This is a genomic window from Streptococcus canis (assembly GCF_900636575.1).
GTDB lineage: Bacteria > Bacillota > Bacilli > Lactobacillales > Streptococcaceae > Streptococcus > Streptococcus canis.
Map to the genome: position 1 here is coordinate 61,385 of NZ_LR134293.1, position 14,917 is coordinate 76,301.

Here is a 14,917-nt window from a genome sequence, read left to right on the forward strand (position 1 = left end):
GAAACTAATGAAGATTAAAAAAATTGTTAGCGGCCTAGCGGCAGCTTTACTCTTAAGTGCGTTTTCAGTCATTGACAGGAATGTCAAGGCTGATGAAACGGTAGGGGGATACCGTTATTACGTGTCTGAACAAGACACTTACTATCAGGCTATCAACTACCTTAACCAACAACGTGATTCTCTATATCAATTTGTTAGAGATAATGTAAATGGCTTTGGTCATATCTCTACTCAAGGCGCAGTTGAGCGGCTCAATCATGCTATTAGATTAGCTAACCAAACAGATGCGCAACTAGTGGACGCTATCAACAACCGTCGTCTCGGCAGACGCGACTACAATTCGGTTATTGCTGAACGAGCTCAACGTAACGCTATTATTAGTCAAAAAGTTACTGACTATCAGCAGCAGCTGACAGCTATCCAAGGACGCTACCAATCAATCCTTGAAGCATATAATGTTACCATTGACCAGATTAATGCAGCCTTACAGGATATCCAGCCTAACGGTATCAACAACGTAGAGCAAGCCAAAACCATATTGCAAGCTGTGGCAGACAGAGTCAACCCTCTTGTCAAACAGATTAGAGCAGACAAGGCAGAGCTCCTTCAATTACAGACAGAATTGGACAACCTTTCAACAGAAGGGCTAGAAGCTGATATTACTAGACTTGCCAGCCTGTCTGCTGGTAAACGAGTTCCTGCTCATCAAGCCACATCGCCTGCTGTTACTGAGGTAGAACCTGCTTCAAAAAATGTTGATTCCTTTGCTTCTGAAACAACAGAAACCCATGTACCAGCTCTTGTTAACACCAACATTAGTGCTGATTACGAGCAACTAAAGAATATTCTTAAACAGAATATCGCTAATCATACACCTCACATCAGTGTTGAAATGACATTTAAAACTCAAGATGAAGTGTACATTTACCAGCAACGACTTGGTGCCATTCTCCACGAATTAGGTGATTATTATGGAACCCTTACGTCATTTGCTTCCCAAAGTCGTATCAGCACTTATACACTTGGTGGACAAATCCAACATATCGTGGTTAATAGCGATATTACAATTACCTATACTCTTAAAGATGACTTGGTAGCCCTTCACCAAGAATATAAAACCTTTGTTGCTAACTTTGTCAGAGATCATATCACAGCTAAGAATATTACCAGCGATTACGATAAAGCTAAAGTTATTCATGACCACCTCGTCAATGAATACACTTATGCAACAGAAGAGTTGGCTAGCACTCGTGAAACTGTCAGTGGTATCAGCATTCATGCTCCTGAAGCTCTTTACCGTGACAAACGCGGTGTCTGTCAAGCTTATGCAGTCATGTTTAAAGATATGGCAGAAGCTGCTGGCTTATCCGCTTGGTATGTGACAGGAAAAGGATTGAATGAAAACCATGCCTGGAATATCGTTACCATTGATGGTGTTAACTACTACGTTGATGCCACTTGGGATGACTCAGCTCATACCACAAGATACTTCCTTGCAGGAAAAGATGTGATGAATACTGAACACCGTTTGGATAGTCAGTATAACCACTTGGCTAATACTATTCCAAATACCAGCTATCAAAGAACTTAACCCTCCCACAGGTGTGTTTCTAAAAAAGAAAGGCCTAAGCAATGACCAAAAAACAGTTTTACCTTCTCTTAGGGATTAGTATTCTGTGCTTTATCCTTGCTGTCAGCCCTAAACCATCAACCCCTAAACACCCTGTAGAAAGGACATCTACTGCGATGAACACAACTCACAAAAAACAACATCCCTTAAAAAAAGCAACCCTTGATCAAAAGAAACCCCAAAACAAGGCTCCTTCTCTCCCAAATAAGGATGGTGTTATCAAACCTGTCATTACCATGACGGTTGAACACGTGGAAATCCCATTAGATTAAACACTTTCGCTCTCTCCTAAAATTAGTGAACACTATCAAGCCTGATAGTCAGATTGAAGAAAACGTCCAGTTAGGACAATTTTTCTTCAATCTTTTTTTGCTCCTCTAAAAAGAAAAATTCCTGAAACACGATAATATAAATGTTTCAGGAGTTAGTTGACATCATAATCATTAAATCATTTTCATTGACACCTTTTAAAAATAAACTTTGTCTACGTTCTGACACTATCAAGCCTGATAGTGTTCCTTTTTATTTGACCAAGATGGCTTCCTCTATTTGCGAGAACTTCAAAAGAGAAACATAGTCAACCCACTTTCCCCTCAAAAAAATATATCCCCCGAAGTAATCACACCTTAAAAGAGGCTGAGACAACAGTTCAACGTCAAATAAAAAAAGCGAATAAAACATAATTTTGATTGTTAGGAATCTAGCTTTGTTCGCTTTTTTGCTTAATGATTAATTGATTAGGTCTGATAATAAAGAATTTCAAAAATAAAAATCTTTTTGTCACAGACTCTTTTTCCACAATTATTAGATCCCTTATATCACTTTTATTGAATCTGCCATCGGTTATCTAACAATTAGTTCCAAATCTTTCATCGCTGAAAGGAAATCCAGCAACTAGCTCTCCTCTACTGCTCCTTGCCACTCTGATGGCAGTCTATCTGAGCATTAAGCTTAGCTTTTTATTCCTCATCACGATTAAGCCATAGACGATAACCCAACAACAATGCATTATCATGACTTTCAGGAAATGATTACTCTTTGTTAGCTTGCATCTCATCATGATGCTCATGTTCAGAATCTCTAACGTCAGGAACAGTTGTTTGAGGTGTCGTTAAAATTTTTTCAGTAGGATCTTCTACGAAGCGTTTTTTCCATAGCACCTCTGGAGGAATAAATATCTGTAGAGCCATCTCCATAAATAATCGTTGTCTGACCGCCTCTTGGATTAATAGATACCTTAATATTATCCGGTTCGCATGATACCTCTCCTGAATCTATGAAGCCGTTGCTCATTCTATATCATTGTTACCGTTTCCTAAAACGACTATTAGTGTTTATTTAATGTTATCTTCCTAAAATAATACTCTGAAAAACAAATGCTGAGAAACTTAACATATGTAGCTAAAAAATCTAACATCAGCCATTTTTCTTATTTTTAGTTGCAAGTTCCTTTTCTTGACTCCCCTTTTTTGGAAAAGACTTAACCAACAGGTAGATGCCGACGATACAAGTCAAGACGTTTATGATAATGCCTAGCATTTTGATATTGGTATAAAATTGAGGGATAATTAAAAAAATAACTGCAAAGAGGGCATATAAGCTTGAGTTTGTAAAATAAATTAAGCCTATTTTGGAATAATCATATTCGGCATAGATCATTTTCTCAAACATATTTCCAGAAATACCAATAATGATGAAAGCTAAAGCAAACAGAATCAACTTGATCAAGGGAACTGGGATCAGAAAAACCAAGACCAACAGTATTCCTGAGACAATATAATCAAGAAAGAAAAAATTCCGATAGGACAGCTTCACTTGTGGTGCCAACAAAGCACCTACTAAATCTGAAAACTTATGGACAGCTAAAACTAAGCCAATGTATTTAATGGAAATGCCTTCAGATATCAGGTAAATTGGCGCAAGTGTGAGCAATAAATCAGTCCCACCACTTAAAATAGATTCGGTCATAATGATAAAGGAGGCAAAGCATGACTCTTTAAAGGCCGAAAAGGTTTCAAAAAGATGCCTTTTACCCGGTTCAGCTTCTTCTGACAGGTCAGTATCAGCCTTACCTTTATCTTGTCCTTTAGGAAGCTTGATTGTTAGCATAAAGTAAATGGCAGCTACAAAAAATGGGACACTAAGTTGGAACAGAGCAAAATAAGAGAGTAGGCCTAACAAGATTGACGCTATAAAATTACTGATAATATCTAAGACATTGGAAGTAAAGTATTGAATGTCGATAGACTTATTAATTACTTGTTCATCGTTATTTAAGGTCTCAGGGACAATTTTCATTTGTAGAGTGTTTAACAGATTGGTTGACAGGCTAAAACACACATTCAACCCATACATCACTCGGACATCAATTTTCTGACTTAATCCTACAATCATACAGAGGATAATCAAGAGCTGAATGACTTGAAAGATTACCAGTCACCGCTTATCATTTTTGATGCGGTTTAGAGGAGCGCCATATAAAAAAGCAAGCATATTAGGTAGCAAGCCCAACAATGTAAATAAGGATAACTGACCAGCTTCTATGGCATAGACATTAATCAAGCCGATAGATAAGGCGATAAAATAGAAACTATCCGCAATATTTCTAGAAGACCTTCCTAGAATTAAATGATAAAAATTAGAACTAAATCTTTTTGATAACACGTCAGGGGACACTCCAATCTAAGCAATCATTGGGACATCAGCTAAAAGGTCAACAACATCAGTAATTGGTCTAAATTTTTACAGAGTATTAGAGATACTGATAAGCAAGAGAAATTAATATTTAAAAAATCACTCATTTTAATGGCATTTTTTAATAGTTTTATTATAACTGTTGCTACTCTCTTTTTCAACACTAAAAAAACATGCTATCTCAATTCAGCATGTTACTTCATCAAATTGTGCTAGAAATAATGGTTGCCTTTCCCTTTCCTAATGTCCCAGTTTAAAGTCATTCGTAAAATATTCCTCTAACATCAGGCGATGTTTCTCAGAAACTGATGGCAGTTGCTCAATTTCTTCTTTGGAGAAGAAGGCTAGTTTCAGGGTTTCAGCATTGCGGAACTGACGAATGTCAATATCAGATACTGCTGTCACTTCGTAGAGGAAAACAACGGTCTGCACTTGGTCTCCGTTGGGGTAAGTTTCTTGAAAATTCGTGTAGGTATTTAACAGTCGTACAGGTGTCACAGCAACTCCTGTTTCTTCCAAGAATTCCCGACGACAGGTCTCATCGGTTGATTCGTAAAGTTCTTGAGCGCCTCCTGGGATGGCCCAGGTTTTTTTATCACCTCGTAATTGTAAGAGCACGCGCCCTTCTTCGTCAGCTAAGATACCACCCGCGAAAGTCATGATGATAATCGTATGCCCCACTTTGGAGCGGATATAGGAAACATAATCTTGAGTCATTGGTTCTCCTTTACCAAAAAGGAACCAACAGGCATGTTTGGCTCCTTCAATTGATTTGTTAATCTAATCAGAAAGTGATGACTAGCTGGTTTTGTCCCCGCGAGTTGCTTTCACTGGGCAAGTCAAGTCGTACAGTGAACTTGTCTAACTGGTCTCCACGAACTTGCAGATCCAAAAACAAATTCATTAATACTCTTTTTCATTATAGCCAAAGTCAGCAAGGTCAAGCTTTTTGTCCCGCCAGTTTTTCTTCACTTTGACCCACGTTTCAAGGTAAACCTTGTCTCCCAGCATGAGTTCAATATCACGACGTGCCATTTTTCCGATTTTTTTGAGCATGGCTCCTTGTTTACCGATGATAATACCTTTTTGACTATCGCGTTCTACCATAATAGTTGCACGGATATGCACTTTGTCGGTCTCTTCATCTCGCTTCATGGATTCTACCACAACCGCTACGGAATGCGGAACCTCTTGCTGAGTGAGGTGTAACACTTTTTCACGGATCATTTCTGACACAAGAAAACGTTCTGGGTGGTCGGTAATCTGATCTTCTGGGAAATATTGGAAGCCTTCTTCAAGATTATCAGTTAATAACTTGATCAAAGTTGGCACATTATTACCTTCTAGGGCAGAAATCGGTACTACTTCTTTGAACTCCATTTGGCTACGGAAATCATCGATTTGTGCCAAAAGTTGGTCAGGGTGCACCTTGTCAATTTTATTGATGACTAAGATAACGGGAATCTTAGCTGCTTTTAGCCGCTCGATAATCATGTCGTCACCCTTACCACGTTTTTCATCTGCTGGTACCATGAAGAGGACGGTTTCCACTTCACGAAGGGTACTATAAGCAGATTCGACCATGAAATCTCCCAAAGCCGTTTTGGGCTTATGAATGCCTGGCGTGTCAATAAAGACAATTTGTTCTGTTTCTGTGGTGTATATCCCCATAATTTTATTACGGGTGGTCTGAGCCTTGTCACTCATGATGGCAATTTTTTGCCCCATGACGTGATTTAAAAAGGTAGATTTCCCAACATTTGGACGACCAAGAATGGCTACAAAGCCTGATTTAAACATAGATAATTACGGGCTTTAACGGTAAGGCTTCAGATCAAGCTTGTCACTAAGCTTAATCGTCTTGTCCTTTCCTTGTTCTCCTGCACCATCATCACACAGGATAGCCCATTCCTTTCTTTTTAGTGAACGAAAATATTCCAAATTTTAGGAATAAAAATAATAAGTCCTGTCAAAACAGCATAGCCAGAAATCATCAAAACAGCACCTGCCGCCATGTCCTTGGCGTTTTTAGCCAACATGGAAAAGTGATAATCGCTAGCCAAATCAACTACATTTTCAATAGCAGAATTGACAATTTCTAAGGTAATAACCAAAAAAATGGCAAGAAGTAAGAAGAGCCATTCGATGGCTGAAATGCTAAACACCAAACCAGCAACACAGGCTAAAAAGGCTGAAAACAAATGACTTCTGAGATTGCGTTCTTCCTTAAAAGCCGTGAAGACCCCTGTCAAGGCAAACTCCAAGCTTGAGGTAATGGTTCTGTTTTTCCATTTCCGTTTGGTGGTATTATTGTCGTGTAAGGCCATAAGCAGTCAAAATCTCTTCCTGTAAAGTAAACATTTCTTTTTCTTCTTCAGGGGTGTAATGGTCATAACCATTGATATGTAAGAAACCGTGAACAGCTAAAAAGCCCATTTCCCGCTCAAAAGAATGCCCATATTCTTGGGCCTGCTCACGCGCCTTGTCAATAGAAATAAACAGTTCGCCAATATAAGCATCAAATTCTGCCATCATCTCAGCCAAACTAGGGTCAGCAGCCAAATCATCTTGACTAAATAAAATAGGCGTTTCTGGCTTGTACTCTAGAGAAATCACGTCTGTTGGACGATCAGTGTCTCGGTATTCTAAGTTGAGTTCATGACTTCTGGCATTGGTCACAAAGGTAACAGACATTTCCTTTTCTTCTTTGCCCGTCTTTTGAGCAGCAAAATTGAGCAAATCAAGTGTTTGCTCCATAATCTCTTGCGAAACTTGTCCTGTTTCGTCAATCATCTCGATATACATAAGGTTAATTGTTAGGGAAGGACTGCCCACCTCAGTTGATATTTTGGGCACCCATTATTATCTAACAGATAATTTCCCTTATCCTTTCAATCAGCATTTGTTATTTACCCATTATACCACAAGCCCCTTAAAAATGGGAATGCTAGGTAAATCAGGGGTTATTTGGCTAGAATTGCCTTCACACGCTTTTGCAAGATAGGTAATAAGTCCTGCTCAAACCAGGGGTTCTTAGCTAACCACAATTGGTTTCTGGGAGAAGGATGAACCAGTGGAAAATAAATTGGCAAGTAATCCTCAAAGTGTCGAACAGTTTCCGTTAAGGTTTTGTGGGCCTTTTTGCCAAGATAAAACTCCTGAGCATAACGGCCAACTAAAATGGTTAATGCAACCTCTGGCATTAATTCTCTCAATGGTGGGTGCCACTTAGCCGCAAAGCCTTCTCTTGGCGGTAAGTCACCTGATTTTCCCTTACCAGGGTAATAGAAATCCATGGGGATAATCCCAAACAATCCTGAATTGTAAAAGGTATCATTGTCCACACCGAGCCAGTCTCGTAAACGTATGCCACTGCGATCATTCCAGTAAAGTTTGGTTTCTTGAGCTACTATTCCAGGAGCCTGACCAACAATAATAATTCTAGCTGTTTCAGGAGCATCATATAAAGGAAAAATACCTCTTTTAGTATAGGAGAGATTGGCCTCATCTGCCATAATAGCTTTGGTTAAATTATCCATAGAATCCTCCTTGGAAAGGCCATATTAAACCTAATCGTAAAGGCCTTAATGATCTTGACCAATGACAGGATATTTTGTCAAGCCCGGCTGATGGTCAGCTTCAACATCACTCGTCTCAGGTTTTAATAAGTCCTTCATTTCCTCTGAAGATGTTTCATAAGCCTTGATAATGTCAGCCACAACAGGGTGTCGGACAACGTCTTTAGCAGAAAAGTAAACAAAATCAATCTGTTTAATGCCCTGTAATTTCTGTTTGGCATCAATCAAACCAGACTTGACATTGCGAGGAAGGTCAATCTGACTAGTATCCCCATTGACAATCATTTTAGAATTAAAGCCAAGACGGGTCAAAAACATCTTCATTTGCATGATGGTCGTGTTTTGAGCCTCATCTAAAATAACAAAGGCATCATCTAATGTACGTCCACGCATATAAGCTAAGGGAGCAATCTCAATCACTTCCCGTTCCATTAAGCGTGTGGTTTGTTCTTTTCCTAAAATTTGATAAAGGGCATCATAAACTGGTCTGAGGTAAGGGTCAACCTTTTCTTTCAAGTCTCCTGGTAAAAAACCTAGGCTTTCACCAGCTTCTACCGCAGGACGCGTCAAAATAATACGCTTTACCTGCCCTCTTTTCAGAGCAGTGACCGCAAGCGTAACAGCTAGAAAGGTTTTCCCAGTTCCTGCGGGCCCAACTCCAAACACTACATCATGACGTTTGACACTATCGACATAGGTTTTTTGACCTAATGTTTTAACACGTATCGCCTTGCCATAGTTATCTTTAATGATCTCTTCTTCATAAAGCGCCACAAACTGGTCAATCCTATGAGTTTCTGCCATAGATAAAGCTGTCACCACATCTGATGTGTTGACCACCATGCCACGCCCCACTAGGACCAATAGGGCTTGAATAGTCAATCGAGCCAGTTCCACAGCTTCCTCATCATCACCAATCACTTGGACTCGCTCGGTCCTTGCGTGAATAATAACTCCCAAATGATCTTCCATTAACTTCAAATGGCGTTCGTTGGTACCAAAAAGAGCTAAAACATCATCAGGATGGGGTAAGGTAATGTCAATAGAATACTCTTGCAAATAGAGTCCCTCTTTCTTTCGTCTTTGCTGATTTTATTATAACAAATTTTAAGTATCCATGTCAGTATTTGAAGGGATTTCTCCTTGTCTTAGTTTGAGAAGAGACCACTAAAAAAGCTGACAAGATTAAACCTTATCAGCTTGTGAGGTAGCGGTCCTATTAAACTAAATGAGCATCTTGGAGCAATTCTTCGATAAAGGTACCCTTAATATTTTTACGGACCGATTTTTTCAATCAAGTCAGGAATTGGCAAATCCATATCTTTGATTTCTTTTTTATCGTTAAGGTAATAAAAAGCTTTAAGCAATTCGCAAATGTTATAAGCTGAGTTAAAGACTTCTGGGACGCCTCGTTCCACATTCAAAAAGCTATACACTGCTTCTGTGACAGTACGGATTAAATACTTAGTCGTAAAGACCGTATCTCGAGATGGAGATTCTGCAAAGTTACCAATAAAGGCCAAGTTGACAAAGCCATCAGGAATGACTTTGAGACGGTCTCCTTTGAGACGAGGCATAAAGTAGCTGGTAATATAAGACACGTAAACAGCAACAGTATTGATACGGTCTTGACCAGCAAGTTTTTTGATGTTATCCACAGGCATACCAAGGCGGCACAACCAATCTTCTGTGATCTCTTGACCTGTACAGTCCTCCATTTTTTTGTGGATGTAATGTCTCTCGATGTTGGACCAAAGACCATTGATCCATACAGTGCTTTCATTTACCTTTTGTTCCTTAAAGTGAGGTTAACGATGAATCGTAAAACTCGTCATCCAGTTAGAATCTGTAATAGTAATAATCTCCCCACCATCGTGCAAGTCACGATGAGTCAAACGTTCGATATAAGCCTCAATATCGGTACATGTCCCACATACATTCAAAATGATTTTCCATCTCAGAACTATCACGAGTCACAAAACCTAGATGCGGCTTTTCAATACCATATAGGGAGTCTCCAGCTAAAAGCAGTTCCTCAAAAAGATAGATTCCTTCCCCAGCCATGTGCCCATCTCGAATCAATAAGACGGCTGCTGCTAAATCGGCTAAGCCAGTCCCAATAATATACGCTGACTTTTTCTCAACACCTTCAGGTTTTCTAGGTGTCATAAAAGCTTCATAATGACTACTAGTATAATATATCTCAGGTCCTTCTTGACTCTCATTCTGATTGATATGATAAAATCGTCAGCCAGAAGGGAACCAACAAGATTTTATCAACTTGTAATTCTCCTTTACTTTTCTCATCATATAAGATTAATAATGCTTATTGTACTCCTAATCAAGGGCTTACGCTAATAAAGAGCGACACTTTTAGACATAATATTAAAATCGCCTAAAAAGAAAGCCGATACAAAATAGTGAACCTCCCCCTAAATGGGTGAGGTAACCCCAAAATCCACAGAGCACTCAGCTCATTTTCTTCAAAACGAAAAAACCCACGCTTGAGCATGAGTTTTTAGTTCATTTAGCCATTAAAGGATACGTGAACATGGTCATAGTGATTTTCTGTGACACTGCCTCGATCTGGCATAGGATTCCAAGTATTAGCTGGTCCATAAATATTTGATACTGGAGCGTAGAATTTTTGCTTCCAGATAACGTAAGAAATGCCTCGATCCGCCATGTGGTCAATGGCATACTGAGCAACTTGATCACCAAGAGCAGAACTTTCAGGCACCATAAAGTCAATAGCCAAGCCCTTGCCATGGTCACCTGGGTCACCTGGACGGTAGCCACTGAATGAGGTAATGCCATAAGCAGAAGCTACTTCTTCTTTAAAAGCTGCTGTTTGTGGTTGAAGCCCTGCATTCATTGGGTTGTAAGCGTGGTTTGGAGCGTAAGAAAGACCATTTGAGGTTGCAACACTTGTTGTGTCAGTTGCAGCTGGTTGTGCTGCTGGTGCTGATTCAACTGGCTCAGCAGGCGCTGCTGGCTCAACAACTGGTTCAGGAACCGTTGCCACTTTCTCTTCAGCTGGCACTTCTGGAGTTTTTTCAACAACTGGTTCTGTGACAGGTTCAGTAACTACTTCTGCTGGAGTTGCAGCGGGTGCTTCTGGAACGGATGGAGCAACTTCAGTAGGTGCCTCTGGAGTTGTTTCTGCTGACACTTCAACAGATGGAGCTACAGAAGAAACTGATGGAGAAACTACTGCGCTTGTCATCGCAGACGGAGCTATTACAGAAGCTATTTGCCTACTGGCTTGGTCTTGAACGGCAACTTGGTCTGTCGTTAAGTTAGTACTCGCATCAGCAAAACTTGCTTGACTAGCAGGTGCTTGAACCGTCAAGCTTGTTGCTTGATGATGATAATTGTAAGTAGCTGTCAAGATAGTATCTGGGAAAATCAAATCAATATTAGCAATATTGTTGATTCTTCCTAACTCATGGACATCGATGTTCATCGCCTCAGCAATAGTGCTCAAGGTATCGCCATATTTGACAGTATAAGTCAATACATTATCTGTCAAAGTAAGTTCTGACTTAATTTCTGCAACAGAGCGTGGCGTCCACTCTTGCGCTTTAGCTGTAGCAACAGGTACTAACGATAACGCTACAGTTGTCACAAATAAGCTTTTTTTATTAATAATCATCTATGCTTCCTTTTTCTTTTTTTTCTATCTTACATCATAGCATATTTTAGTGAAAAAAAGTACCCTGTCATTTTTTTGAAAGAAAGTGATGTCAATTTGTAACAATTGTTTCCTTCAGTCCCTAGTCACTGGACCTTCTCCACTCAAAAAGCTTGGTATCAGTGAGCCAAGTAGTCTTCCCAAATCTGGTCAAATTGTCCTAAATTAAAGGAAAAACTAGCTTGGTCTTCAAGGTAGCGACTAATAGCTTCAAAGTCATTGGTATGCTTTGGAAAGGTTGTGTCCTCAAAAGCCAAGTCTGCTAAAATCGCCACAGGTTCATTAGATTTAGGATTACGCTGTGTCATCAGCCAACTATAAAATGATTTTCTCATGACCAATTCTCCTCTAAAAATTGATGGCGAATAGCACTGCTTTGAGCGTACCGCTGAGGATTCTTTTGATAAAATCCTTGGTGATAATCCTCTGCTAGATAAAAAGGCTCTGCCGCTTCAATGGTTGTCACTATAGGTTGATCAAAACGTCCTGAGGCTTGCAAGGCTGCTTTTGACTGCTCTGCAATTTCTTTTTGTCCTTCAGTTGTGTAATAAATAACAGGACGGTAGTTGTCTCCACGATCTTCAAATTGTCCAAATGCATCTGTGGGGTCAGTCTGCGCCCAATAAAGCTCCACCAAATCTTTATAAGCGATTTGCTTAGGGTCAAAAATAATTTCAACCGCTTCTGTGTGACCTGTCGTTTTGGAACAAACTTGTTCATAACTAGGATTTGGGACATGACCACCTGTATAACCACTTCGGACTGATAAAATACCTTCTTGTTCTTCAAAAGGTTGGACCATGCACCAGAAACAACCTCCTGCAAAAATTGCTCTTTCCATTCTCTATATCCCCTTTTTCTTCGGTTAGTGGTTTTCATTGTAACAAAAAACTTTGCCAGTGGCAAAGCATTTTTATCCTATTAATTCAGTCCCTGTGGCGTCCTGTTTAATCCGTTTAGCTTTCATAAGACCACCCAAGGCTTTTTTGAACTGCCCTTTTGAAATACCAAAGGTTGCCTTAATTTCCTCTGGACTTGATTTGTCATTCAAGGTCATAAAACCGCCATTGGCTTCCAGATAGGTTACAATCATTTGAGCGTCATTTTCTAACATTTCAAAGGAGCGTGGTTTCAATGACAAGTTTAGGGTACGATCCACTTCCCTAAAACCGATAACACGAGCATCTAGAACCTGACCTAAACGTGGTTCTGTGTAACGTTCACTTGGATGAATGAAGCCTAACATGTTATTTTCAGGCAAGTAAACAAAGGTTCCTGTCAATTTTAAACGGTAAACAATTGCTGGCCATGTTTGGTTTTGCATATTGTTGTAAGCAGGACTGGCCATCTTTTGAAAAACTTCAGGTTCTGCTGGAAGTCCCCAAAGACGGTCTTTCTTATCCACATCTAAACGAATGTAAAGTTTATCACCCTTTTTAGGCCACAATTCTTTCATCTCAGGCAAAACATCTAAAGAGACCACAATTTCCTTGTTTGGAATTCCTGTGTCGACAAAGACACCTAAGTCTCGGCGGACCTCTGTCACTTCTCCCCAACCATAGCTTGTTCTAGTGGAACTGATTTCTTTGGTTGTTAGGCGGGCTTTTTGCTTCATGTCCGTATAGGCAAATCCTGTGACCATATCACCAATCTGATGCTCGCCTTCTGTTTTAGACAAGGCAAAGGTGAACCCTTCTTTTTGAATTAAATAGAAGTCCGTGTTTTCTTCTCTAATCAGACCAGTAATCATTGTTGCTAATAAATCGTTCATATCTTTTTTGTCTTTCTTTAAAAAAATAGGGACAAATCAAAAACAAACGCTTCTGGAATTGTCGCCTACCTTTTCCTTATATTTATGAGGCTACTACTACTTTTGAGTAACCGTGAGCATTACACTGAGAGCAATTCCTTTTCTTTTTCTGCAGTCATGCGGTCAATTTCTTTGACAGCATCATCTGTTGCTTTTTGAATATCTTTTTCCAATGTTTTAAGCTCATCTTCAGTGATTTCTTTTGCTTTTTCTTGCTTTTTAGCATCGTCCATAGCATCACGACGGATATTACGGATTGAAATTTTAGCATTCTCACCAACTTTTTTCACTTCTTTGGCCAATTCCTTACGTGTTTCTTCTGTCAAAGCTGGGATAACTAAACGAATAACAGAACCATCGTTAGCTGGTGTAATTCCTAAATCCGATGCATTAAGCGCACGCTCAATATCTTTAATAGAAGATTTATCAAAAGGTGAAATTAACAATACACGGGCTTCTGGCACAGTGATTGATGCCAATTGGTTCAATGGCGTTGGGGCACCATAATAGTCCACTTGAATACGATCCAAAAGACTAGCATTAGCCCGACCAGCACGAATGCTAGCGTACTCTCGTGATAGGGAATGGTGGGATTGCGCAAAACGTTCTTTTGCAGTTTCAACAATTACATTTGCCATGTTCTTTACTCTCTTTCTTTTTCTAACTTTTATTCACAAACTTTATTTGAGACCGTTGTTCCAATGTGTTCGCCAAATACAACACGTTTAATGTTACCAGTTTCATTCATATTGAAAACAACAAGGTCAATATCGTTATCCATTGATAGAGTGGATGCCGTCGCGTCCATAATTTTAAGGCCACGCTTAATCACTTCGCCATGCGTTAATTCATCAAACTTAACGGCATTCGCATCTTTTCTCGGGTCAGCATTGTAAACCCCATCAACACCATTTTTCGCCATTAAAATAGCATCTGCTTCAATCTCAGCTGCACGAAGAGCAGCCGTTGTATCTGTTGAAAAATAAGGTGAGCCAATACCAGCTCCAAAAACAACGATACGATTCTTCTCTAGGTGACGTAAGGCACGTCCACGAATGTAAGGCTCAGCTACATTTTGCATTGGAATAGCTGTCTGAACACGAGTATCAACGTCATAATGTTGAAGACTGTCAGCCATTACCAAGGCATTCATTACCGTTCCAAGCATACCAGTATAGTCTGCCTGAACACGATCCATACCCGCTTCAGCAGCAGGCTCTCCACGCCAGAGATTCCCTCCACCAATGACAAGAGCAATTTGTACCCCTGAAGCATGGACTTCAGCAATTTCTTTAGCAATGGTTTGAACTGTTGGGATGTCAATGCCAACCCCTTTTTCACCTGCTAAGGCTTCACCAGATAGTTTAATTAAAATGCGTTGATATTTAGGTTCCACTATTATTATCTCCTTATTTTGTCCTTACTATTTTACCACAAACCCTCAATTATTGATAGGGTAAGGTCAGAGAGCTTACAAGAAATTATTTCATCACTGTTAACCTCCCCTTCAC

Annotated in this window: 17 protein-coding genes and 1 pseudogene; 2 read left to right on the forward strand and 16 right to left on the reverse strand. The window is 39.7% G+C overall.

The features are described 5' to 3' along the window. Positions 1 to 7 precede the first annotated feature (7 nt). A complete protein-coding gene (locus EL097_RS00265; RefSeq protein ID WP_129545033.1) occupies positions 8 to 1,591 on the forward strand; it encodes a transglutaminase domain-containing protein in 1,584 nt (527 codons plus the stop codon). A 41-nt stretch (positions 1,592 to 1,632) separates the two neighbouring features. Beyond that, positions 1,633 to 1,902 carry a StcA family protein gene (locus EL097_RS00270; protein ID WP_003047099.1) on the forward strand — a complete coding sequence of 90 codons (270 nt, stop codon included), beginning with the start codon at positions 1,633 to 1,635 and terminating at the stop codon, positions 1,900 to 1,902. A gap of 759 nt (positions 1,903 to 2,661) precedes the next feature. On the opposite strand, the gene EL097_RS10525 is transcribed toward EL097_RS00270, so the two are convergent. The 16 genes and pseudogenes from EL097_RS10525 to pyrH all read right to left on the reverse strand — a co-directional run bounded on the left by EL097_RS10525 (position 2,662) and on the right by pyrH (position 14,802). Further along, complete coding sequence (locus EL097_RS10525; RefSeq protein WP_003047096.1) at positions 2,662 to 2,826, reverse strand: hypothetical protein; 165 nt, start codon at positions 2,824 to 2,826, stop codon at positions 2,662 to 2,664. Between the two features lie 220 nt (positions 2,827 to 3,046). Further along, on the reverse strand, positions 3,047 to 4,024 hold the full coding sequence (locus tag EL097_RS00275; protein ID WP_223824834.1) for an MFS transporter: 978 nt from the start codon (positions 4,022 to 4,024) through the stop codon (positions 3,047 to 3,049). Between the two features lie 42 nt (positions 4,025 to 4,066). After that, complete coding sequence (locus EL097_RS10755; RefSeq protein ID WP_003047088.1) at positions 4,067 to 4,294, reverse strand: hypothetical protein; 228 nt, start codon at positions 4,292 to 4,294, stop codon at positions 4,067 to 4,069. A 270-nt stretch (positions 4,295 to 4,564) separates the two neighbouring features. Continuing rightward, positions 4,565 to 5,041 (reverse strand): NUDIX hydrolase, encoded by a 477-nt coding sequence (locus EL097_RS00280; protein WP_003047085.1) that lies wholly within the window; start codon positions 5,039 to 5,041, stop codon positions 4,565 to 4,567. 186 nt (positions 5,042 to 5,227) lie between these two features. Continuing rightward, on the reverse strand, positions 5,228 to 6,124 hold the full coding sequence (era, locus tag EL097_RS00285; protein WP_003047080.1) for a GTPase Era: 897 nt from the start codon (positions 6,122 to 6,124) through the stop codon (positions 5,228 to 5,230). Between the two features lie 119 nt (positions 6,125 to 6,243). Then, complete coding sequence (locus EL097_RS00290) at positions 6,244 to 6,651, reverse strand: diacylglycerol kinase family protein (protein ID WP_003047078.1); 408 nt, start codon at positions 6,649 to 6,651, stop codon at positions 6,244 to 6,246. Continuing rightward, positions 6,632 to 7,129, reverse strand: coding sequence for an rRNA maturation RNase YbeY (gene ybeY, locus EL097_RS00295; RefSeq protein WP_039994780.1), 498 nt, complete (start codon positions 7,127 to 7,129; stop codon positions 6,632 to 6,634). Before ybeY ends, EL097_RS00290 begins: the two co-directional genes overlap by 20 nt. A gap of 158 nt (positions 7,130 to 7,287) precedes the next feature. Next, on the reverse strand, positions 7,288 to 7,863 hold the full coding sequence (locus EL097_RS00300; protein ID WP_003047073.1) for a uracil-DNA glycosylase family protein: 576 nt from the start codon (positions 7,861 to 7,863) through the stop codon (positions 7,288 to 7,290). Between the two features lie 45 nt (positions 7,864 to 7,908). Further along, entirely contained in the window at positions 7,909 to 8,961 is a 1,053-nt protein-coding gene (locus EL097_RS00305; protein ID WP_003047070.1) for a PhoH family protein, read from the reverse strand. Positions 8,962 to 9,121: 160 nt separating this feature from the next. Further along, positions 9,122 to 10,104: pseudogene (locus EL097_RS00310) on the reverse strand (oleate hydratase). A 325-nt stretch (positions 10,105 to 10,429) separates the two neighbouring features. Beyond that, positions 10,430 to 11,557: a LysM peptidoglycan-binding domain-containing protein gene (locus tag EL097_RS00315; protein ID WP_003047068.1), complete on the reverse strand. Its 1,128-nt coding sequence runs from the start codon at positions 11,555 to 11,557 to the stop codon at positions 10,430 to 10,432. A 158-nt stretch (positions 11,558 to 11,715) separates the two neighbouring features. Then, entirely contained in the window at positions 11,716 to 11,931 is a 216-nt protein-coding gene (locus tag EL097_RS00320; protein ID WP_003047065.1) for a YozE family protein, read from the reverse strand. Then, positions 11,928 to 12,437, reverse strand: coding sequence for a peptide-methionine (S)-S-oxide reductase MsrA (gene msrA, locus EL097_RS00325; protein ID WP_039994777.1), 510 nt, complete (start codon positions 12,435 to 12,437; stop codon positions 11,928 to 11,930). The genes EL097_RS00320 and msrA overlap by 4 nt, the downstream gene beginning before the upstream one ends. 72 nt (positions 12,438 to 12,509) lie before the next feature. Further along, entirely contained in the window at positions 12,510 to 13,367 is an 858-nt protein-coding gene (locus EL097_RS00330; protein ID WP_003047059.1) for a CvfB family protein, read from the reverse strand. A gap of 119 nt (positions 13,368 to 13,486) precedes the next feature. Then, on the reverse strand, positions 13,487 to 14,044 hold the full coding sequence (gene frr, locus EL097_RS00335; RefSeq protein ID WP_003047055.1) for a ribosome recycling factor: 558 nt from the start codon (positions 14,042 to 14,044) through the stop codon (positions 13,487 to 13,489). 29 nt (positions 14,045 to 14,073) lie between these two features. Then, complete coding sequence (pyrH, locus tag EL097_RS00340; protein WP_003047052.1) at positions 14,074 to 14,802, reverse strand: UMP kinase; 729 nt, start codon at positions 14,800 to 14,802, stop codon at positions 14,074 to 14,076. Positions 14,803 to 14,917: the final 115 nt, after the last annotated feature.